Origin of the sequence: Limnohabitans sp. (genome assembly GCF_031538885.1) — a bacterium.
Taxonomy (GTDB): Bacteria; Pseudomonadota; Gammaproteobacteria; order Burkholderiales; family Burkholderiaceae_C; genus Limnohabitans.
On sequence record NZ_JAVKLW010000136.1, the window covers coordinates 17,774 to 38,733 of the forward strand.

Annotated in this window: 16 protein-coding genes; 8 read left to right on the forward strand and 8 right to left on the reverse strand. The window is 55.4% G+C overall.

Annotated features, from left to right (window positions below; genetic code table 11):
- Nucleotide 1: 1 nt before the first annotated feature.
- On the reverse strand, nucleotides 2-1,093 hold the full coding sequence (locus RMS03_RS11010; RefSeq protein ID WP_310627096.1) for an efflux RND transporter periplasmic adaptor subunit: 1,092 nt from the start codon (nucleotides 1,091-1,093) through the stop codon (nucleotides 2-4).
- Between the two features lie 97 nt (nucleotides 1,094-1,190).
- On the opposite strand from RMS03_RS11010, the gene RMS03_RS11015 reads away from it, so the two are divergent.
- The 3 genes from RMS03_RS11015 to hpnE all read left to right on the forward strand — a co-directional run bounded on the left by RMS03_RS11015 (nucleotide 1,191) and on the right by hpnE (nucleotide 4,197).
- A complete protein-coding gene (locus RMS03_RS11015; protein ID WP_310627097.1) occupies nucleotides 1,191-1,970 on the forward strand; it encodes a squalene/phytoene synthase family protein in 780 nt (259 codons plus the stop codon).
- Nucleotides 1,971-2,012: 42 nt separating this feature from the next.
- Nucleotides 2,013-2,852, forward strand: coding sequence for a presqualene diphosphate synthase HpnD (hpnD, locus tag RMS03_RS11020; protein ID WP_310627098.1), 840 nt, complete (start codon nucleotides 2,013-2,015; stop codon nucleotides 2,850-2,852).
- A 64-nt stretch (nucleotides 2,853-2,916) separates the two neighbouring features.
- Entirely contained in the window at nucleotides 2,917-4,197 is a 1,281-nt protein-coding gene (gene hpnE, locus RMS03_RS11025; RefSeq protein WP_310627099.1) for a hydroxysqualene dehydroxylase HpnE, read from the forward strand.
- On the opposite strand, the gene RMS03_RS11030 is transcribed toward hpnE, so the two are convergent.
- The gene (locus RMS03_RS11030; protein WP_310627100.1) at nucleotides 4,138-4,833 is read right to left on the reverse strand and encodes an HAD-IA family hydrolase; all 696 of its coding nucleotides are present in this window, start codon (nucleotides 4,831-4,833) and stop codon (nucleotides 4,138-4,140) included. The genes hpnE and RMS03_RS11030 overlap by 60 nt on opposite strands.
- 22 nt (nucleotides 4,834-4,855) lie before the next feature.
- Here RMS03_RS11030 and hemH point away from each other — a divergent pair, with 22 nt between their 5' ends.
- The gene (hemH, locus tag RMS03_RS11035; protein WP_310627101.1) at nucleotides 4,856-5,953 is read left to right on the forward strand and encodes a ferrochelatase; all 1,098 of its coding nucleotides are present in this window, start codon (nucleotides 4,856-4,858) and stop codon (nucleotides 5,951-5,953) included.
- Here hemH and RMS03_RS11040 read toward each other — a convergent pair whose 3' ends face one another.
- The 3 genes from RMS03_RS11040 to RMS03_RS11050 form a co-directional block, all read right to left on the reverse strand.
- The gene (locus tag RMS03_RS11040; protein ID WP_310627102.1) at nucleotides 5,954-6,547 is read right to left on the reverse strand and encodes a hypothetical protein; all 594 of its coding nucleotides are present in this window, start codon (nucleotides 6,545-6,547) and stop codon (nucleotides 5,954-5,956) included.
- 122 nt (nucleotides 6,548-6,669) lie between these two features.
- On the reverse strand, nucleotides 6,670-7,791 hold the full coding sequence (locus tag RMS03_RS11045; protein WP_310627103.1) for a peptidylprolyl isomerase: 1,122 nt from the start codon (nucleotides 7,789-7,791) through the stop codon (nucleotides 6,670-6,672).
- Nucleotides 7,792-7,863: 72 nt separating this feature from the next.
- Nucleotides 7,864-11,598, reverse strand: a complete 3,735-nt coding sequence (locus RMS03_RS11050; protein WP_310627104.1) for a hypothetical protein — start codon at nucleotides 11,596-11,598, stop codon at nucleotides 7,864-7,866.
- Nucleotides 11,599-11,906: 308 nt separating this feature from the next.
- Here RMS03_RS11050 and pdxH point away from each other — a divergent pair, with 308 nt between their 5' ends.
- Nucleotides 11,907-12,545: a pyridoxamine 5'-phosphate oxidase gene (gene pdxH / locus RMS03_RS11055; RefSeq protein ID WP_310627105.1), complete on the forward strand. Its 639-nt coding sequence runs from the start codon at nucleotides 11,907-11,909 to the stop codon at nucleotides 12,543-12,545.
- 58 nt (nucleotides 12,546-12,603) lie between these two features.
- On the opposite strand, the gene RMS03_RS11060 is transcribed toward pdxH, so the two are convergent.
- From RMS03_RS11060 to msrA, 3 genes are all read right to left on the reverse strand, one after another.
- On the reverse strand, nucleotides 12,604-14,721 hold the full coding sequence (locus RMS03_RS11060) for a TonB-dependent receptor domain-containing protein (protein ID WP_310627106.1): 2,118 nt from the start codon (nucleotides 14,719-14,721) through the stop codon (nucleotides 12,604-12,606).
- A 65-nt stretch (nucleotides 14,722-14,786) separates the two neighbouring features.
- Nucleotides 14,787-15,158 (reverse strand): hypothetical protein, encoded by a 372-nt coding sequence (locus tag RMS03_RS11065; RefSeq protein WP_310627107.1) that lies wholly within the window; start codon nucleotides 15,156-15,158, stop codon nucleotides 14,787-14,789.
- Nucleotides 15,151-15,711 (reverse strand): peptide-methionine (S)-S-oxide reductase MsrA, encoded by a 561-nt coding sequence (gene msrA / locus RMS03_RS11070; protein WP_310627108.1) that lies wholly within the window; start codon nucleotides 15,709-15,711, stop codon nucleotides 15,151-15,153. The genes RMS03_RS11065 and msrA overlap by 8 nt, the downstream gene beginning before the upstream one ends.
- A 159-nt stretch (nucleotides 15,712-15,870) precedes the next feature.
- Between msrA and RMS03_RS11075 the strand changes: the two genes are divergently transcribed.
- Genes RMS03_RS11075 through RMS03_RS11085 form a run of 3 tightly spaced genes read left to right on the forward strand, consistent with a single transcriptional unit; the run spans nucleotide 15,871 to nucleotide 20,930 of the window.
- A complete protein-coding gene (locus tag RMS03_RS11075) occupies nucleotides 15,871-16,533 on the forward strand; it encodes a TetR/AcrR family transcriptional regulator (protein WP_310627109.1) in 663 nt (220 codons plus the stop codon).
- Nucleotides 16,530-17,732, forward strand: coding sequence for an efflux RND transporter periplasmic adaptor subunit (locus tag RMS03_RS11080; protein WP_310627110.1), 1,203 nt, complete (start codon nucleotides 16,530-16,532; stop codon nucleotides 17,730-17,732). The genes RMS03_RS11075 and RMS03_RS11080 overlap by 4 nt, the downstream gene beginning before the upstream one ends.
- A 15-nt stretch (nucleotides 17,733-17,747) precedes the next feature.
- Nucleotides 17,748-20,930 (forward strand): efflux RND transporter permease subunit, encoded by a 3,183-nt coding sequence (locus RMS03_RS11085; protein ID WP_310627111.1) that lies wholly within the window; start codon nucleotides 17,748-17,750, stop codon nucleotides 20,928-20,930.
- Nucleotides 20,931-20,960: the final 30 nt, after the last annotated feature.

Sequence of the window (20,960 nt, forward strand, 5' to 3'; positions counted from 1 at the left end):
CTCACTTCGTCGCGCCAAACACTGACACCTTCTGCCCCGGTGTCAGCACATGCACGCCTGACAACACCACCTGGTCTCCGTTTTGTAGGCCTGAGGTCACCACGGAATCATTACCCTCGGCGGTGTTGACTTCCACTGCTTGAGCTTTCACCGTCATCGTGCTGGGATCAAGCACCCACACCGACGCTGCCCCCGCTTCCATACGCAAAGCGCTGGTCGGCAACTTGATGGTTTTCACGGCACTCAAATCACCCAAGGACAAATAAACCGTCACGGTCGAGCCCAACACTGCTTGCGCGTCCTTAGGCAAAGCTGCCTTAACCATAAAGCTGCGCGTCACACTATCAGCGCTGGCAGACACATCACGCACCACCGCGTCCAACACTTTGCCGTCCACCCATTGACGCACCTTCACTGGGGTGCCAGTTTTGAGCAAGCCGAGTTTGTCCTCCGCCACCGAAAACACCACATCACGTGGCCCATCCAGCGCCAAACGCACCACAGGCTGGCCTGGAGCTACCACTTGACCTGCACTCGCATCCACCGAGGTCACAATGCCTGCACCATCGGCCAACAAACGGGTGTAGCCCGATTGGTTGCTCTGCACAGAGCTTTGCGCTTGGGCTTGCTTCCACTGTGCTTGGGCGGAAACGTAAGCCGCCTCATGACGCTGCAGCTCGGCCAGACTGATGAAGCCCTGCGCATGCAAATCTTGGTAACGCTTGACATCTGCACTCGCCACATCGCGGGTGGCTTGTGCGGCCACCAACTGGGCTGCCGCCGCATCTGCCGTCACGCTGTAGTCTTGGGGGTCAAGCTGCGCCAGCAAAGCACCAGGTTTGATGCGCTGGCCAATCTCCGCTGGACGGCTCAATAGCTTGCCCGCCACTCGAAAACTCAAACTCGATTCCACACGGGCGCGCACATCGCCTGAGAACTCAAACGCCATTGACGAACCTGACTCACCCACCGTCAACACCTTCACCGCACGCACAGGCTCTTGCGGCGCAGAGCCTTTGCCGCAAGCACCCAAAACGGCCAGCGCGCAAACCGCGCCCACCCAACGGCTTGAAGACATCAACGAATGCAACATAAAGTACTCACTTTTATTAATGACTAATTGGTTATTAATGTAGCCGATTTGGAATAGACGCCCTGTTCACAAGGGGCACCGACAATATAGGCAACTTATGTCCAGCATCGACCACTACGAAAACTTCCCCGTTGCCTCTTGGCTCTGCCCTGCGCACTTGCGCGGCGCTGTTCAAGCGCTTTATCACTTTGCCCGCACCGCAGATGATTTGGTCGACGAAGGCGATACGCCTACACACCACCGCTTAGATGCGCTCGAAGAATATCGCGCAGACCTGCAAAGCTGTCTCCACCAGACGGGCACACCTAGCCTACGCTGGCCGCACGTGTTCAACCCCTTGCAAAGAGTGCTCGAACAATTCCAGTTGCCGACACAGCCCTTGTTGGATCTGCTGGATGCGTTTGAGCAAGACGTCGTCTACACCAGCATTGGACAAACCTACAAAAACCGCGCGGAACTGCTGGACTATTGCCGCCGTTCCGCCAACCCGGTAGGCCGCTTGATGCTGCATCTGTTCGGCGTCCACGATGCCACTGCACACGCACAGAGTGACGCGATTTGCACCGCCTTGCAACTCATCAACTTTTGGCAAGATCGCAGCCAAGACCTTCTCAACGATCGCGACTACTTGCCACAAGACCACACCCTAGAGCAAGAGCTTCGCTTCGCACGCACTCTCATGCTACAAGGCGCACCGTTGGTCCATCGCGTCAAAGGCCGCGCGGGGTGGGAGCTTCGTGCTGTGGTGCAAGGCGGCTTGCGCATTTTGGACAAACTGGACGCCCGCACGCCCAGCGCAGACCACCGCCAGCTCACCCGTCCGACCCTGAAAAAAACAGACTACGCATGCATCCTGTGGCGCTGCATCCGTATGTAAGGACAATGCGAACTCTCCCGTGCCCCCGATAATCACGCACACATGACACCTCAAGACTACGTTCAGAAAAAAGCCTCCGCCTCAGGCAGCAGCTTTTATTACGCATTCCTTTTTTTGCCCCCCCCAAGGCGTGCGGCCATCACAGCTTTCTATGCCTTTTGCCGCGAAGTAGACGATGTGGTCGACGAAGTCACCGACCCCGATGTCGCCGCCAGCAAACTGGCTTGGTGGCACAGCGAAGTGCGACAAGCCTTTGCCGGCAACCCCACGCACCCCGTCACCCAAGCCTTGAGGCCTTGGGTGAGCGAATTTGGCATTGAAGAGGCGTGTTTGCAGTCCGTCATCGACGGCTGTGAAATGGACCTGAGTCAAACCCGCTACCTCGACTACCCCAACCTCACCCGCTATTGCCACCTCGTGGCAGGCGTGGTGGGCGAAGTTTCAGCCAAGATCTTTGGTCAGCACCACGCTGCCACCACCGCCTACGCCCACGCCCTCGGCCAAGCCTTTCAACTCACCAACATCATTCGTGATGTGGGTGAAGACGCGCTGCGTGGCCGTATTTACTTGCCTGTGGCCGAGCTACAGCGTTTCGATGTCAAGGCCCACGAAATCTTGAACCGTTTGGACTCCGAGCGGTTTCAAGCCCTCATGCAATTCCAAGCCGCCCGCGCACACGCCTTGTATGACGAAGCCTTGGCACTGCTGCCCGTGGACGATTGGAAACACCAAAAACCGGGCTTGATGATGGCCAGCATCTACCGCACCTTGCTGCGCGAAATCGAAACTAAAAAATTTCCTGTATTGACCCAACGCGTGGCCCTCACCCCGCTGCACAAACTCTGGCTGGCTTGGAAGATGCAAGCCCTTGGCCGCTTTTGAGCAGTGTCTTGAAAGCTGCGCCATGAGAGCTTCATCATGAAAGCCGCATCGTGAAGGCCCTGTTGTGACATCACTCACCATCGTCGGTGCTGGCTGGGCGGGTCTTGCCGCAGCCGTGGCAGCCACGCAAGCGGGCTGGCAGGTCACCCTCTATGAAGCTACCCCCATCGCAGGCGGACGCGCACGCAACCTGCCACAGCACTTCGCCCACCAAGCCCTCGATAATGGCCAGCATGTGTTGATCGGGGCTTACCGCGACACCCTCGCCCTGATGCGCACCGTCGGCCTAGACCCCGAGCAACTGCTGCACCGTCTGCCGTTGGATGTGCGCTTTGCCGATGGTCAAGGCCTGCACTTGCCAGACTGGCCTATGCCACTCAACCTGCTCGCGGGCATAGCGCACGCACAAGGCTGGCAACTGGGAGACAAGGCCAGCCTCTTCCAAGCATGTTGGCGCTGGCAACGCGCGGCTTTCACATGCCACCCCACATTGAGCGTCGCACAACTGTGTCACAACACAGGAGTGAGCCCACGAGCGGTGCAACAGTTGATCGAGCCCCTGTGCCTGTCCGCCCTCAACACCCCCTCGGATCAAGCCAGCGCCTGCGTGTTTTTGCGCGTGCTGCACGATGCCTTACTCGGTGGCCCGGGCAGCGCCGACCTGCTGGTGCCACGCGTGGATTTAGGAGCCTTGCTCCCGGACGCTTGCGTGTCTTGGCTACAAGCACACGGGGTTCACATCCATTTGAACCAGCGCATCCACGCCAACGCGCTCGAAGAACTGCACCTGTCTGCGGACACCCCCCTCCTCTTGGCTTGTCCCGCCTGGGAAGCTGCTCGCCTCACAGCGAAGCTTGCCCCCACATGGGCAGCCTCATGCGCAGACTTGGCCCACACTGCCATTGCCACGGTGTACCTGCATTGCACCGACACGGGCTACGCAGGCCTACCGCGTCCGATGGTCGCGTTGCACAGCGGCCACCAAGCGCCCGCGCAGTTTGTTTTTGACCGTGGCGCGCTGACGCGGCAACCCGGCTTGTTGGCCGTCGTCGTCAGCGCCTGCACCGCCACGCGTGACGAGGTGGCACCCCAAGTCCAAGCCCAAATCCAACAGCAACTGGGATTGAAGCAACTGCACGTCGTGCAAACCGTGGTCGAGAAACGCGCCACACTGGCGTGCACCCCTGCGCTGCAACGGCCTGATGCCTTCATTGCACCGCGACTCTGGGCCTGCGGTGACTACATCAGCGGCCCCTACCCATCCACTCTCGAAGGCGCCGTGCGTTCAGGCCAACAAGTGGTCGCACAACTCCGCCAAATGACCGACCGTCAAGGGCTGAGCTGAGTCATGCGGCCACGCATGGCCTTGCGTATTCACCCATGCGGTTTGCATGCCCGCGTTTTGAGCACCCATCACATCAGTCATCGCGTCATCGCCTAGGTGCAACATCGAAGCTGTTGTGAGATGGAGCTGTGCTGCCGCTGCCTCAAAAATACGCACATCTGGCTTGGCCACACCGAACACGCGAGCACTGACGGCCGCTTTGAAATAGGGCCCTGCTTCTGTGCGAAACACATCGGCATTGCCGTTCGACAAACCCACCAACGGATAACGTGCAGCCAAGCGTTCCAGTGCGGACTTCACACCCTCGTAAAGCGTCACGTTTTGGCGCTCTGCAAAAAATACCTCAAACGCAGCATCGGCCAAATGCGGCGCATCGCCAGCGCGAACCAAGCTCTCACGAATCGCCTCGCGGCGCAAAAAACTCAAGTCATGCGCCTTGTCTGTATGGCGTTGGTTGATCTCGGCACGGATCGCCTGCTTCACCCCTGGCTGCACACACAACAGCGCAGTGTTGGGCGCATACACCGTCAGCCAAGCCTGCAACATCTGCTCGGCGCGAGCAATGGTCGGCATGACAGGCCACAAAGTGTCGTCAAGGTCTAAGGTTATGGCTTGGATTTTGGAAAGGTCGATCATGGCTGGGCGAGAATACCCCATCATGCTTAAATCCGCTTTCACCCCAGAACCCCCCTTCGTCCACGGCCAGGCGCCACGCACTGCAGTTTTGTTATGCAATTTGGGCACGCCCGATGCCCCCACTGCACCAGCCGTGCGCCGTTACTTGGCCGAGTTTTTAGGTGACCACCGCGTGGTTGAAATCCCGCGCTTGGTATGGACGGCCATCCTGCACGGCATCATCTTGCGTGTGCGTCCAGCCAAGTCAGCCGCCAAATACGCCACGATCTGGACCGAGCAAGGCTCCCCCCTGAAAGTGTGGACAGCCCAACAAGCACGAGCATTGCAAACCCTGTTCACTGCGAATGGTCATGCGGTCAGCGTGCGCTACGCCATGCGCTATGGCAACCCGTCCATTGCCAGCCAGCTTGACACCCTCAAAGCCGAAGGCTTCACACGCATCTTGGTGCTGCCCGCTTACCCCCAATACTCAGGCACCACCACGGCGAGCGTGTTTGATGCCGTTTACCACTGGGGCCTACGCAGCCGCATGCTGCCAGAATTTCGTTTCATCAACCATTACCACGACCATCCCGCTTACATCCAAGCCTTGGCGCAGCGCGTGCGCGCGCATTGGGCCAACCACGGGCAAGCCGAACGTTTGGTGATGAGCTTTCATGGTGTGCCTGAACGCACGCTGCATCTTGGCGACCCCTACCACTGCGAGTGCTACAAAACAGCCCGACTACTGGGCGAAGCCCTCGACCTCAGCAAAGACCAATACAGGGTCACCTTCCAATCCCGCTTTGGCAAAGCCAAATGGTTAGAGCCCTACACGGAACCCAGCTTGATTGCATTGGCCCAACAGGGGGTCAAACGCGTCGATCTGATCTGCCCCGGCTTCACCAGTGATTGCCTAGAAACCTTGGAAGAAATCTCGCAAGAAGCGCAAGAAGCCTATTTGCACGCGGGCGGTGAGGTGTTCCACTACATCCCCTGCTTGAACGACAGCCCTGCGTGGGTGCAAGGCATGTACGACCTCAGCCAAACGCACATGGGCGGCTGGCCAACGCACACGCTAGACGCAGAGCCGCTAGCAGCCAGTCGTCAAGAAGCCTTAGCCTTAGGTGCTGAAAACTAGTCACTCACACTCGCCCAGAGGTAGCTCCAAATAATGAACCTTGGACCAATACTGCGTGGGGGCACCCGTTTTACTTGGAATCTCCAGCAACACCATGCCCTGCCTCACCTCCACCACAGTGCCGCCTAAGGTATCCATACCCACGCGTGTTTGCGTGCGAAGCACCTTGGTTTTCTGAGCGCGACACGCCTCTTTGCGCAAGCGCTCGTTCTCGTCTTTTTGTTGAATCTCTTTGTTGATGCGTTGCACCGCCTCATCCAACGCAGGCCACTGCGCCGCCGTATAAAACGCCACCGATTTGTCGGCAAACTCCACGTAAGAGCCTTGGTCTTGGTTCGCATCCTTGGTCATACATGCCATCCCACCTACAGGCGCGGGCAAGGTACGGGGAGAGCTGTTGGTGCTGATCAAATTTAGGTTGCGAATCAACTTGGCATTGCTCTGCCAGATACCTGCACGGGCTTTGCACCAGTCGCGAAACGAATCACTCAACTCCCCGCGATTGGGCATAGATTTAACGCGATAGGCCCACTTACTCTGCGCGTCACCCAGATCGGCGATAGACAAAGCCTCAACATAACTCTCAAAATTCATGCGCTCATACCGATTGGTAAGACTCCCCATACAGCCGGCACAAAATGCAACCAACCCAACGATGGTCCAAACCCGGCTGTACCGACGTGATGAAAAAATCATGTTCATTACTCCTACAAATTTCATTTCAACTGATAAGCCCAGTAGATGATGGGAGGACTGTCGGGTGTACTTTTTTCTGTCGCACCAGAGGCCTTATGAACAGACACCTCACGAAGCGTCTGCACCGTCGCCTCCATGCCAGAAATAACGCGCCCAAAAACTGCATAACCATCAGTACTTGATGCGCCATTGAGAGCGAAGTTATCCACGACGTTGATAAAAAACTGACTTGTCGCGCTATTGGCCTCCGTCGTGCGCGCCATCGAAATCGTCCCCGTCAAGTTACTCAGGCCTGTTGTTGTGGGGCTCTCCAGTGTGATGGCACTGTATGTGGACACTTTCTGACTACCGTCGGTATTGAACCCACCCCCTTGCACCATAAAGTTGGACATGATTCGATGGAACACCGTGTTGCTGTAAAACCCATCATTCACATACTTCAAGAAATTCGTCACTGTGGTGGGGGCCTTGTCTTTTTCCAATTCCAATACGAACTCGCCCAAACTCGTGCTCACGCATACCGTGGGCAGTGTGCTGGCATAGGACTTTGCAAAGCCTTCATCGCTACATGGACCCAACACGCGAGTGAACTGTGGACTAATGTTTTCTAAATTGTCTTGTCCATAAACATAATAAGTGGTGGGGCTATCTGGAACAGGTGCACCGAAGCTGCTGTCTTGCTTGAAGCACAAATCATCGGCACGCGGTACTGCTGTTTCCTTCGTCACGCAATAGCTGGTGATGGTGGTGTTTGGAGCACTCACAGCCATGCGGTACTGCGCCGCCGAGATGCGAGTGACATCCGCTGCACCGATGGCAAAAGGCGCCACCGTGCGACTCACAGCGCTGCTGAGACGACCCGAACTGTCTTTGGCCCAGACGTAATACACCACCGACGCGGTGGGCGGTTGGATGTATTGCACCTTGGTGGGTTTAAAGCACGCGTCTGTGGCACTCGGCGCTTCAGAGGATGTTTGAAAGCAATAGGCCACTACCGTCTTGTCATTGCTGGATGCAGCCGTCATGGCCACATAGGTGCTGCCATTCGCTTCCGCCGCATTCAAGCTCACGCTGCTGACGGCAGGGGCAGAAGAGCCAGCAGTTGATGCACCACTGCCCCCACCACACCCGCTGCCGCACATAGGTAGAAGTAGACAGAGAATTCGTAAAGCACTTGTACGCATACAAAACACGAAGCGAACTACGCGCGAGGATCAACCATTCAACACTCCAGGGCTTGAAAGCAAGGTCTTGAAGGCGTCTAGGGTTTGGAATACGGTGTAGTCGGTAGTACCGCTGGGCTCTGGTGCGGTTTTAGCAATTTGAAACAAAAAGCGACTGAATTGATCTGTTGTGAACTGATACCCATCTGCTTTCGTAAACGATAAACCTAAACTTTCGAAATCTGCTTTCTGCAAAGATGTCGAGGGTGTATTTGCAGATGTCCAACTGTCTGCTGGTGTGATGTGCTCAAGTTCCTGAATTTTCTTAATCACTGTGGCGAGGTTGTTGAGCGTACCCAGTGTGCCGATACTGCTTGCATCTTTGTTGCGAACCACATCGTTCAGTAAACTCACGGCACTGTCGACTGACCCAGCAGCGCCAAAATCCACGCCAACATTGGTGTAATCCTGATTTGACGGGTTCGTATTCGTACCGTTGGTCGCCCCATTTTTAGCCTCGTTCAAGATATTTTGGAACGAAAGCGAAATATCGCTGAATTTTGACGTACTCACACCCGCCGCATCCAATGGAACTAACGCAGAATTCACAGCCGAGGCTAGGCTAGCAGTCCAAACAACGCTGTCACTCCCCGTTCTCGCGAGAATGCCGCTGTCTTCCAAATTCTTATAACCCGTCAGATTAGGAGCAACAGCCCCTGCATCGGATTGCCCATCAAGCTGGGCATAACGTTGTGCGGTTGCCAACGTAGCCCACGCTTGAACTTCTTGAAAGGTATCAACCTTAGATCCGTCGTTATCAGAACCCGCAATATCTGTCTCTAGCTGTGCGAAGAACCCTGAATCTGTCGTCGGAATATTGCTGACACCGAGGTTGCTCAAATCAGCAGCTGTCAAATGTTTGGTTATCGTTGAGGCATCACTGCCATCAGCCGCATCCATCACCTTGTCCACCAACTTTGACAAGTCATTGATTTCACCAATTGTGTTCACACGGTCAACATTCAAGCCATCCACAAGATCGTTGAGCAAATTCAAGGCGGAGGTACTGGTGGAATTAGTTGCGCCAATAGGACTGGCGGGTGCAGTGGTGGTGTAGTACCCGTTGCTGTCATAGGCCAAGGCACCCATGGCTTTGTATTCGGCAGCCGTCAACTTGCCTGAAGCCGTTGAACCACCACTCGGGCCGACATAGTCGGAGGTATGACCCGTGGTTCGAGAACCATCTGCCATGTTCAAAATACGGCTGTAGATGTTGACGATGTTTTGCACCTCATACAACGTATCGACACGACTGCCGTCAGACAAGGCCTCCACCGCACTATTGATGGCCCCCAAATCTGTAATGGCTTTACTCGCAGCGGTGCTTGTGGTCGCCACACCTAAACTGGTGTAGCTGGCCAACGTAGGCGCGATGTGCAGCGTCGTATCGGGGGCAGGACTGACGTTAGGCGATGTGTTGGCATACGTCATCACAACGCCTAAGTCCATCGCCGACTGCAACTCTTTCAGCGTGTCGATCTTGGCGTAATCAGGTGTCGTCAACAGATCTGTCACACCAGCAGCGGGGGCCTTCACCGCCGCATCAAGGCCTTTCACCACCAATTTCAAATAGGCCGCTGAGGAAGAGTTCAAGGATGTCAAGCCCAAGCTAGTCAAGTCGCTCGATGCCAATGCTTTTGCGCCAGTCAGACTGGTCGTTCCGAGCGTAGTATCACCTGAGGCGACGGCAAAAATTTTGTCAAGGGTCAGCGACAGCGCATTGACTTTCTCAATGCTGTCCACTGCGGAGGCGGACAAGTTATCAATGATGTTGTTAAGCAAGTTCAACGCCGAGTCATTGATCGTTGGCGAAGCTGCTGTGGCAGCGTTAGTCGATGCGAGTGCAGCCTTGCTGACGTTACTGGCCGTAGTGAAGTTTCTTGGGTCTAACAGCGTCCCCGTTGCACTGTAGTTGAGTGCCCCAATGGCTCGATAGTCTGCCTGTGTCAGCCTGTTGGCAACTTCGGTGTTATTTTTTTCTGAACCACCATCAGCCATGGTTAGCAGTTTGTCGTAGGTGTTGACGATGTTTTGTAGTTTTGCTGCCGTACTAACTTGGCTAGGGTCTGCCACGGCGTTGACTGCGCTGTTGATAGCAGTCAAATTCTTAATGGCCTTGTTGCTCCCCTCATCTTTTTCAACCACGCCTGCGCTGACGTAATTTGCAATCGCAGCAGGCGCCGTGTGTGCGGGTATGCGCCGCGCATCGGAAGATGCATAGGTTGTGGATGTGTCGGCAAACGACATAATCACACCCAAGTCCACCAAGCCTTGCAGCTCTTTGAGCTCGTCCACTTTGGTCAAATCGTATATTGAGTTACCTGTAGAGGCTGTCGCCTGAATCGCTGAAGCAATCAATTTCACGTTATCGGTCGTCACACCTGCGACGCCTAAAAGGCCAAGCTCAGCCGCCGTTAATTTAAGCGCGGTCACTGCTGTTGAAATCGCGGCACTGTCAGCCCCCGTGGTGCTAGCGATATCCATGACCTTATCCACCACTTTGTTGAGTGCGTTGATTTCACCTAAGGTGTCGACCTTAGCTGCCGCCAAACTATCAATGCTGGTGTTGAGTAGACTCAAAGCGTTTATTTGTTTGGAATCGCTAGCAGTCAAGGCCTTGCCCGTCGTTACCCCGATGGTTTTGAAGTCGTCGATAGTTGCAAAGTTAGCCGTAGTTGTATTGAGCCTCGTCCCATCCGCCGCCGCCAAAATTTTGAGATAGGCTTGCTCAATGGTTGCAATGTCAGTCAAGGTAGTGCTCTTGCCAAAACCCCTCGCTTTGATGGCGTCAGTCAAAGCAGTGGCTTGTTCAACAGTCAGTGGTTTTTTATCAGCCGCACCTGTTGATATGTCATAGATGCCCACGCTGCTAAATTCAGCCGCCGAGATGGTTGTGGCGCTACCAAGCCCGCCTTGAGCCGCAGTGAAAATTTTGTCTGCAACGGAGGCCAAGCCACTCAATTTTCCCACGCTGTCTACTTCGCTGGTGATTCGGTTTTTGAGAACCTCGTTGAGCAACGTCAGTTGAGTAGCACTTGTTGCGGCTCCAGCTGGGTTAACGCCGAGAATTTTGTAGTCGTCAACGCTGGGGTCGGTCGGTGTGGCGTCGCTCGTTATCGGCCCATTCGCTTCTGCCAATATTTTGTTGTAAGCCTTGACGATGCTTTGAATACCATCTTTGGTCGTGGGTTTAGTGGTCGCAACAGCGGTGTTGACAGCATTCAAATTGTTAGAGGTAACGTCCGTGACGCCACCAGTGGCGTAGTCTGCGGTCGTGGGCTCAGCCTTTTTAGAGTCTGCACCATAGGCTGTAATTTTTCCAATACCTTGTGCTGCGTCTGTGCTGGCGGGCGCGTCACTGCCACCAGATTTTTTAGCAGCCGAAACAACCGCCACGCCCCCCCCGATCAGCGCTAATTGCGCCAAGGGGTTGCTGTACCAAGCGGCGGTGACGCCCTCTGCCGTCATGGTGGTGGCGGAGGTTATGTCGGTACCGCTCCACAAACTCGATGACCACCCACCCGAGGACGAGAACGGCACCAATTCACCCGCAAGGTTAGAAGTGGCTAGGCGGATGTCTTTGTTAAATTCAAAGTAGTCTTCGATGATCAAGTCGGGGTTTTTGACGTCGTCACTCAAAAAGGACACATGCAAGTCCTTGCCTACTTTTTTGGTGGCGATTTTGTCAAGTGCTTGGGAGTTATTCTCTGCACTTAGGTGGTACATCACATCTGGCTGGGCTTTGATGGTTTCGGGCCCAATAAACTTACCTGCTGCCAATTTGACAGAGCGTCGATCAATAATTTTGTTATTTTTACCAACTAGCTTAAGTGAATAAGTACTCGCCATATAGCTCACCTTCAAATCTAATTAGTATAGATGCGTATGAACTCATTTAGAAGTGGCCTGACAAATTTGTACAGTTTGGATAAGTGGATGGTTGGGGCATCAAGCTGGGCCGATGGAGGTCTGGATGTGTGAAGCACCATCTCGGGTTCTCCCTTTATTTGTCACACACGACACACTCACACACCATGAACCACATCTCCAACTTTCGCAAAAGTTATGGACGCGCCGAACTCAACGAGTCGGCTTCTGCGGCAGATCCCATGCAGCAATTCGGCCAATGGCTGCAAGAAGCGATGGATTCAGAAGTGCACGAACCCAATGCGATGACTTTGGCCACGGTCAGCAGCGACTTGCGGCCCAGCACACGGGTGGTGCTCATCAAGGGCTATGACCCGCGCGGCATTGTGTGGTTCACCAACTATGCCAGCCGAAAAGGCCTGCATCTGGCGGGCAACCCCTTTGCGGCCTTGCAGTTTCATTGGGTTGAACTCGAGCGTGTGGTGCGCATTGAAGGTCGGGTGGAAAAAGTGAGTGAAGCCGAAAGTGACGACTACTTCAACAGCCGTCCCCTCGACTCGCGCATTGGTGCCTGGGCGAGCCCGCAAAGCCAAGTCATTGACGGGCGTGGCGTGTTGGTGGCCAATGCCGCCAAATACAGCGCACAGTTTTTATTGCAACCACCTCGCCCGCCGCATTGGGGTGGCTACCGATTGGTGCCAGACCAGTGGGAGTTTTGGCAAGGCCGCAAGAGCCGTCTACATGACCGTTTGCGTTACCGTCAGTCGCCCGAAAGGACGTGGATACGCGAACGGCTGGCACCTTAAAAATTCAACCCCAAACAAAGCGGTCAGACAGGCCGCTTTGTTTTTGCGCTGCTTCACGTTAGAAGCTCACCTGCGCGCCTACTTTCAAGCTGCGCCCTGCGAGCGGGGGCGCATTCTCACGCAATGTCTGAGTCAACACCGAGGTGGGTGAGTAAGCGAGCTTGTTGGTGATGTTGTCGAGCTTGGCAAACAACAGCCAATGCGTAGGACCCCTGTGGGTGTGGTAGTTCAGACCCGCATTCCACAAAGTGTGGCCTGCGGTGGTGATGCCCGGCTCAGCACCGTTTTGAGGAACACGGTTTTGAGCCGCGGCGTGCATGAACCCAAAGCGCGCACCCAACGCATGGCGTGACCACACCGCATCAGCACCCACACGCATGGGGGCGATGCGAGGCATGGGACTGCTGTGCGTCAAGTCTTGTGCACGCACAACATCGGCGCGCAACTCAAGGTCCATTGCGCCGTGTGCTGCGGTCGGCGTCAGCACGGCATCTTGGCCGCTCACCATGCGAATGGTGGCGGTGGATTCGATGCCATAGAAACGAGCGCGAACGCCTTCAAATCTATATTCGGGCAAGTTTTCGCCGTTTGGGTCGAACTGCACACCTGTCGCACGCAAGGCCAAGTAGTTTGAAAAATGCGACGCAAATCCAGTGATACCCCATTTGTGTGCGCCTTGCTTCCACGCACTGCCCATATCAAGTTGTGTGCCTTTTTCTATACCGTTGGTAGGCTGTCCAATTTCGTAAGTGGCCGATGCCGCATGCACACCGTGCGCAAACAACTCATAGTCTTTGGGGGCACGCTGACTGGTACTTAGGTGGGTTGTGTGTTGCCAACCATTTTGTGCCTCACCTTGGCGTAGGTTGCGCATGGCGCCCAAAGCGAAACTGATCGGCTTGAACTTTTGAGACTGCGCTGCATTGGCTTCCCTATCTTCGAAAGACTGCACCGTCACGTGCTCTGCGCGCGCACCTGCGCTCAACTGCCCCCAACTGGTTGTCACTGCTTGGTACGTAAATACACCCGTACTTTGCGTCTGGCTAGGAGGCAGGAGGACGGATTGCCCATCGCTCCTAACTTGGACGTTACTGCGCTCATTTTGCATACCAACAACCCCCTCCAACTGCATACCACTCCCCAAAGTAACCGCGTGTTGGCGTCCTTGCAGACGGAAGTCATGGCCCTTGTTGTCAAAGCGCGTGCCATCCGTGGCTTGCGGTGTTTCAAATTCTGTGTGGGTGTAACGTGTGTGGCCGAGTTGAACCTTCAGATCTTGGAACACGCCTACCTCGCGCAGCTGCCCTTCCATCACATGGTGGCGGCGCAATATGCCGATGTGTACTGTGGGCGCGGCCACGGTGCCATAAGTGCTGCGGTACTCGCTGGTAGATAAACCTAAGTACCCACGGTCAAATAACAATGTGCCACCCACTGCGCCACCTTTGCTTTCACTCGCCGAATTGCACACGCGCAGAGCATGTGAAGCGCCGCCATCACCACACGCCATCTCCTTAGAGACACGCAATTTTTGAGTGCTGCGTTCAAACGCATCCACATGCAGCACAAATTTATCGTTGCCCGCTTCCACCATGGCGCCTGTGCTGCGCTCGTCAGCAGCGCCGCCGGCATGCACTTCGACTTTGCCCATCACACCACCTTGGGCGTCGAACGTGCGTTCGTGTGCAATGCGGTTGTCAATCACGTTCACAACGCCGCCTATAGCGCTACCACCATATAACAAGGTGGCGGGACCACGCACCACATCAATGCGTTCGGTGGTAAGGGGGTCAATCGGCACAGCATGGTCATTGCTCAGACCTGACACATCCATATTGGAGCCACTGTTTTGCAAGATGCGAATGCGGTCGCCGTCCATGCCGCGAATGATGGGACGCCCCACATTAGGGCCAAACGAGCCGTTGGCAATGCCGGGCAAGTTGTCGAGTGTTTCGCCAAGGGTGCTACCTTGGCGCTGGGTGAGCGCTGCACCCGACAGCTGCTGTGCGGGCACCATCAAGTCAGCCCTGTCTAATGAACGCGCCGTGATGGTCACTTCGTCTAAGTGGTGCACATCATCCACGCCTGCTGTTTGGGCCCAAACTGAGCCCCAACTTGCCCCTAACAATGTGTATACGGCAGCGGCGACAGCGCTGCGCTGAAAAATATGTTTCATGTACTTACCTGCTTGCAAAGAAATGACAGCGTGAGGCGACAAGCCTGAACGCAAGAAAAGTCAAGTCAATGCCAAGCAGGTGGCCCACGGGCCGCGTAAGAACGCTCAAAAAGTGCAAAGCGTTCATGCATTGTTGCGGCCGGCCAGTCAGAGATAAAAAGTACAGGCTGGGCCATTGCAATCGTGACATGCAATGCATCTGAACAGCTTTGGTCAAACAACTGGCAATTCACCGCGTTGCTGTGGTCAGCCCACAAACTCTGCAACGCTGCCATGCCTTCAACCGCCGTCATGCGGTGTGTTCCATGTGCATGCACCACGCGGTGCAACACGCCCACGGTTTGTACCAACACCAAGGCCATCAGCAAGACCAGCAGCGCACGTCGCAACAGGCGCAGGCTGAGGTTCAACGGCATCCAACGCAGCGCTTCAGCCATGCTTGAGCTTCTCGGCAAAAGTTTGCACAAACTTCTGAACTTTAGGGGCCACCACCATCGCGCAATAGCCAACGTTCGGGTTGTGTTCAAAGTAGTCTTGGTGATACGCCTCGGCATCCGTGTAGTTGTGCAGCATCTGCAACTCCGTCACCACACGGCCCGACAAGGCCGTATTGACCTCATCCAACACCTGTTGTGCCACCTCGCGGTCAGCCGCATCACTCAAGTAAATGCCGCTGCGGTATTGCGTGCCCACATCGTTGCCTTGACGGTTCAAGCTGGTGGGGTCATGAATCGCAAAGAAGATTTCCAACAACTCACGCAAACCGATGACCTGAGGGTCATACACCACACGCACCACCTCGTTGTGAGCGGTGTCGCCCGCGCACACTTGGGCATAGGTGGGGGCAAGCACATGACCGTTGGTGTAACCAGAGATCACCTCCAGCACGCCCTTGACACGCACAAAAACAGCCTCCGTGCACCAGAAGCAACCACCGCCCAAGGTGATGACTTTCGTGTTGTTGACGGGGATAGTGGAGGTATTGGTCATGTCTGTTGATTCTATGGCTGTGCGTGATCAGACACCTCAACAACTCAGGCCTATGTCATGCAAGCTGATGCGGTTGACGGAGACACAGACGTGACGCACATGAAATCGCAAAAGAATTAAATGCTATATTAATAACCAATTAGTCATTAATAAACCATTGTGCTTTCCCCACCCGCCCACGTCACAGACCCCACGCCCAAAAGAGTGCGTCGCAAAGAAGCTCGCCCTGGTGAGTTGGTCAAAGCGGCGCTCGATTTGTTTGTGGAGAAAGGCTTCGCCGCCACACGCGTGGACGAAGTGGCGGCACGCGCAGGCGTGTCCAAGGGCACTTTGTTTTTGTACTTCCCCAGCAAGGAAGACCTGTTCAAAGCGGTGATTCGAGAAAACATTGCCAACTTGTTCCCTACTTGGAATCAAGAGTTCAAAACTTTCCAAGGTAGCAGTGCCGAGATGCTGCACTACGCCATGGATTTGTGGTGGCTCAACGTGGGAAACACGCCTGCCAGCGGCATCGTCAAGCTGATCATGAGCGAGGCACAAAACTTCCCAGAAATTGCCGATTTTTATCAGCAAGAAGTGGTCGCCCCCGGCACGGCCCTGCTGCAAAGCATCTTGCAACGTGGAGTAGACAGCGGCGAATTTGTACACATGGAAAGCCACAAGACGGTGTTCAGTCTGATTGCACCTATGATTTTTTTGATGATGTGGAAGCACTCGATGGGCGCGTGTGCAGCATCGGCACGCATCATTGACCCTCAAGAATTTATCCACATACACGTTGATTTATTGCTCAACGGCATGCGCACAAAGAACCACCCATGAAACGCATCAAACCCCGTTGGATCGCGATAGCGGTCATCACCTTGGCCTTGCTAGGCGGGGTGTGGCGCGCCATCAACAACAAACGCGCACAACAAGCCGCAGCCACCACCGCTGCGGCAGAACAAATGCAAATTGAATTGTTGAGCAGCGATGTGATGAGGGCCGAGCTACGCGACGTCACCCAGAGCTTGCCTGTGTCAGGCACAGTCAGAGCGGTGAACTTTGCCGTCATCAAAGCGCGTGTGGCCGGTGAACTCAAGGAGGTCGTGGCACGCGAAGGTGATGCGGTCAAAGCCGGCGATGTGCTGGCACGCATTGACCCCACCGAGTACCAACGCCGCTGGCAACAAGCCGTGGAGCAAGCCAGCGCAGCCAAATCGCAAATGGAAATTGCACAGCGTCAGTGGGACAGCAACAAGGCACTGGTCGGCCAAGGCTTTATTTCGCAAGCTGCAATGGACAACTCTGTAGCATCCTACCAAGGTGCCATCGCCACACAAAAAGCGGCCATCGCTGGGGCTGAGGTCGCCCGCAAAGCGCTAGATGATGCCACCTTGCGTGCGCCCTTTGCGGGCCTTGTGTCAGGCCGTGCGGCCCAAGTAGGCGAGCGCGTGGCGATTGACGCCAAGATCATGGAGTTGGTGGATTTGAGCCAACTTGAGGTGGAGGTGCCCTTGAGCCCAAACGAATCCATGGATGTGCGTGTGGGCCAAGTCGCAGCACTGCAAATAGAAGATCGCAAAGAAGTCGTGGGTGCCAAAGTCAAACGCATCAGCCCCAGCGCACAAACCGGCAGCCGCAGTGTGTTGATTTATTTGGCCCTCGACAAAGCCGAAGGCCTGCGCCACGGCTTGTTTGCAAAAGGCGTGCTGGGTCTGGGCAAAAGCCAAGTGCTTGCCGTGCCTTTGTCTGCCGTGCGCACCGACCGGGCACAGCCTTATGTGCAAGTGGTCGAGCGTGTGGGTGATCAGCAGCAAGTGGCACACAAAACCGTCACCCTCGGCATGCGCGGCATGGACTTGACGCAGCCCGAATCAGAACCCATGGTGGGCGTGACGGGCGTAAACGAAGGCAGCACCGTACTCAAAGGCCACGTAGGCGCTTTACGTTCAGGCATGGTGGTGAAGTACACAGCGCTTGCGACCCCGCTCACAGCTCCGCTCCCTGCCCCTGCGACAGCGGCTAGCACAGCCCCTTAAGGCCATAGACCCCGCATGTGGTTCACCAAAGTCAGTTTGAAAAATCCGGTCTTCGCGGCCATGCTGATGCTGGCCTTGGTGGTACTAGGCTTGTTCTCCTACAAGCGCTTGAAGATTGACCAGTTTCCCAACATCGAATTCCCAGTGGTAGTCATCACCACTGAGTACCCTGGTGCCTCGCCAGAGATTGTGGAAAGCGAAGTCAGCAAAAAAATTGAAGAAGGCGTCAACGCGATTGCCGGCATCAACAACCTCACATCCCGCAGCTACGAAGGCCTGTCGGTGGTAGTGGTGGAGTTTCAACTCTACATCGATGCACGCAAAGGCGCAGACGATGTGCGCGAAAAAGTCGCTGCGCTTCGCCCGAGCTTGCGCGACGACGTGAAGGAGCCCAAGGTCTTGCGCTTTGACCCCGCCAACCGCGCCATTTGGTCACTGGCTGTGATGCCAGACACACCCAAAGATGGCCAACCCATTTCCGCTGTCGAGATGACCAATTGGGCGAACCAAGTGCTCAAAAAACGTCTCGAAAACGTGCGTGGTGTGGGATCGGTGGCCTTGGTCGGCGGCACCAAGCGCGAGATCAACTTGTACTTGAACCCGCAAGCGATGGAGTCCTTAGGCATCAGCGCGGAGCAAGTGGTGAGTGCCGTCCAAAGCGAAGCTCAAGACCTGCCCGTGGGCAGTTTGCGCTCCTTGCAGCAAGACCGTGTGATTCAAATTCAAGGCCGCATGACGCGTCCAGAGGACTTTGGCCGCATCATCGTGGCACGCAAAAACACCACGCCGATTCGGCTCAACCAAGTCGCCACCGTCCACGATGGGGCACAGGAGGTGGAGAGCTTGGCGCTGTACAACGGCCAACGCACCCTGCTCATCACGGTGCAAAAAGCGCAAGATGAAAACACCATCGACGTGATTGATGGGCTCAACCAAACCGTGGCAGGCATGAAGTCGCAGCTCCCCGCAGGGATTCGCCTCGCAGAAGTACAAGACGGCTCACGCCCCATCCGCGTGGGCGTCGCCAATGTGCGCCAAACCCTGATTGAAGGTGGCTTGCTTACCGTGCTGATCGTATTTTTGTTTTTGAACTCGTGGCGCTCAACAGTCATCACCGGACTCACACTGCCAATTGCCATCATTGGCACGTTTTTGTTCATGTACATCTTTGGCTTCACCATCAACATGATCACGCTCATGGCTTTGTCGCTGTGCGTGGGCTTGCTGATTGATGACGCCATCGTGGTGCGTGAAAACATCGTGCGCCATGTGCAAATGGGCAAGGCCCCTTACCAAGCCGCAATGGATGGCACGCAAGAAATCGGCTTGGCCGTGTTGTCCACCACCTTGTCCATCGTGGCAGTGTTTTTGCCCATTGGGTTTATGGGCGGCATCATTGGCAAGTTCTTCCACGAGTTCGGTATCACCATCGTTGCGGCAGTGATGATTTCCATGTTGGTCAGCTTCACGCTGGACCCCATGCTGTCATCCATCTGGCACGACCCAACGATTCATGCGCACGGACAGCATGGCCACTCGAATAAATTTTACGACCGCACCATCGGCCCCATCACCGCATGGTTTGAACAAACCACTGACCGATTGGTGGGTCTGTACCAAACCATTTTGAAATGGGCGTTAGACCACAGACGCGCCACGGTGGGTTTGGCCATGGGCACTTTTGTGGTGAGCCTCTTGATGGTTCCGCTCTTGGGCACAGAGTTTGTCCCCAAGGCAGACTTTTCGGAGACCACCATCAACTTCAACACCCCCGTGGGTTCGTCCTTAGAAGTGACAGAGGCCAAAGCCCAACAAGTCGAGGCCATCGTTCGCGAATTTCCCGAGGTGCGCTACACGCTCTCCACCATCAACACGGGGGTGGCCAATGGCAAGATTTACGCAAACATTTACGTCCGTTTGAACGACCGCAAGGACCGCAAACGCACGGTGGATCAACTCTCGGCCATGCTGCGTGAGCGTTTACGCCAAGTGCCGGGTATCACGGTCACGCACGTAGGCTTGCTCGACAGCGTAGGCGGCAACAAGCAAGTGGAGTTTTCGCTGCAAGGCAGCGACTTGCGTGAGCTAGAGCGCCTGACCACACAAGCGATGGACAAGTTGCACACTATTCCTGGTTTGGTGGATTTGGACTCCAGTGTGAAGCCCAACAAGCCCACGGTAGAAGTCAATGTGCAACGCGATGCCGCGAACGACCTCGGCCTGTCGCTAGGCAGTATTGGCAACCAATTGCGCATCTTGGTCGCAGGCCAAACAGTGACCAACTGGCGCGCCGCCGATGACCAAACTTACGACGTCAATGTGCGCTTGGCCCCCAATGCCCGCAACGCTCTGCAAGACCTCGAACGCCTGCCCTTCACCCTTGGCACCAACGCCGACGGCAGTCCTCGCGTGGCACGGTTGAACCAAGTGGCCAACGTGCAAGAAGGCACAGGCCCCAACCAAATCAACCGCCGAGACCTGATGCGCGAAGTGGCCATCAATGCCAACGTCTACAACCGATCGGCTGGCGAGGTGTCTGCGGACATTCGCAAAGCCATGGACAGCATTCAAATGCCACCAGGCTACCGCTACCAATTTGGCGGCTCGACCAAGAGCATGCAAGAGTCGTTTGACTACGCCATTTCCGCATTGCTGCTGGCCATTGTGTTCATCTACATGATTTTGGCGAGTCAGTTCAAAAGCTTTTTGCAACCCATGGCCTTGATGACCGCCCTGCCCCTCACACTAATTGGTGTGGTGCTGTCTTTGTTGCTGTTTGGCTCTAGCTTGTCGATGTTCTCCGTCATTGGCGTCATCATGCTGATGGGCTTGGTCACTAAAAATGCGATTTTGTTGGTGGACTTCGCCATCCGCGCACGTGAACCACAAGAACAGGCCGATGGCTCTGTCAAACCCGGTTTAAGCCGCCACGACGCTTTGCTGCTGGCCGCTGAGGTGCGTTTACGCCCTATTTTGATGACCACCTTGGCCATGATTTTTGGCATGGTGCCTTTGGCATTCGCCTTGTCTGAAGGCTCTGAGCAGCGCGCCCCCATGGGGCAAGCCGTGATTGGCGGGGTGATTACCTCGTCGTTGTTGACTTTAGTGGTCGTCCCCGTGGTGTACTGTTATTTAGATGATTTGGCTGAGTGGCTGAAACGCAAATGGTCGTCAGGCTCTGACGGCCCCGCCCGTTAAAATTTTGTCTAGCTTTAATTGAACGCTTTC

What these genes read in the sequence shown, in the direction of transcription:
- RMS03_RS11010 (WP_310627096.1), bottom strand. Translation starts at nt 1,093, where the DNA reads ATGTTGCATTCGTTGATGTCTTCAAGCCGTTGGGTGGGCGCGGTTTGC.
- RMS03_RS11015 (WP_310627097.1), top strand. Translation starts at nt 1,191, where the DNA reads ATGTCCAGCATCGACCACTACGAAAACTTCCCCGTTGCCTCTTGGCTC.
- hpnD (WP_310627098.1), top strand. Translation starts at nt 2,013, where the DNA reads ATGACACCTCAAGACTACGTTCAGAAAAAAGCCTCCGCCTCAGGCAGC.
- RMS03_RS11030 (WP_310627100.1), bottom strand. Translation starts at nt 4,833, where the DNA reads ATGATCGACCTTTCCAAAATCCAAGCCATAACCTTAGACCTTGACGAC.
- hemH (WP_310627101.1), top strand. Translation starts at nt 4,856, where the DNA reads ATGCTTAAATCCGCTTTCACCCCAGAACCCCCCTTCGTCCACGGCCAG.
- RMS03_RS11040 (WP_310627102.1), bottom strand. Translation starts at nt 6,547, where the DNA reads ATGAATTTTGAGAGTTATGTTGAGGCTTTGTCTATCGCCGATCTGGGT.
- RMS03_RS11045 (WP_310627103.1), bottom strand. Translation starts at nt 7,791, where the DNA reads ATGTGCGGCAGCGGGTGTGGTGGGGGCAGTGGTGCATCAACTGCTGGC.
- RMS03_RS11050 (WP_310627104.1), bottom strand. Translation starts at nt 11,598, where the DNA reads ATGTACCACCTAAGTGCAGAGAATAACTCCCAAGCACTTGACAAAATC.
- pdxH (WP_310627105.1), top strand. Translation starts at nt 11,907, where the DNA reads ATGAACCACATCTCCAACTTTCGCAAAAGTTATGGACGCGCCGAACTC.
- RMS03_RS11060 (WP_310627106.1), bottom strand. Translation starts at nt 14,721, where the DNA reads ATGAAACATATTTTTCAGCGCAGCGCTGTCGCCGCTGCCGTATACACA.
- RMS03_RS11065 (WP_310627107.1), bottom strand. Translation starts at nt 15,158, where the DNA reads ATGGCTGAAGCGCTGCGTTGGATGCCGTTGAACCTCAGCCTGCGCCTG.
- msrA (WP_310627108.1), bottom strand. Translation starts at nt 15,711, where the DNA reads ATGACCAATACCTCCACTATCCCCGTCAACAACACGAAAGTCATCACC.
- RMS03_RS11080 (WP_310627110.1), top strand. Translation starts at nt 16,530, where the DNA reads ATGAAACGCATCAAACCCCGTTGGATCGCGATAGCGGTCATCACCTTG.
- RMS03_RS11085 (WP_310627111.1), top strand. Translation starts at nt 17,748, where the DNA reads ATGTGGTTCACCAAAGTCAGTTTGAAAAATCCGGTCTTCGCGGCCATG.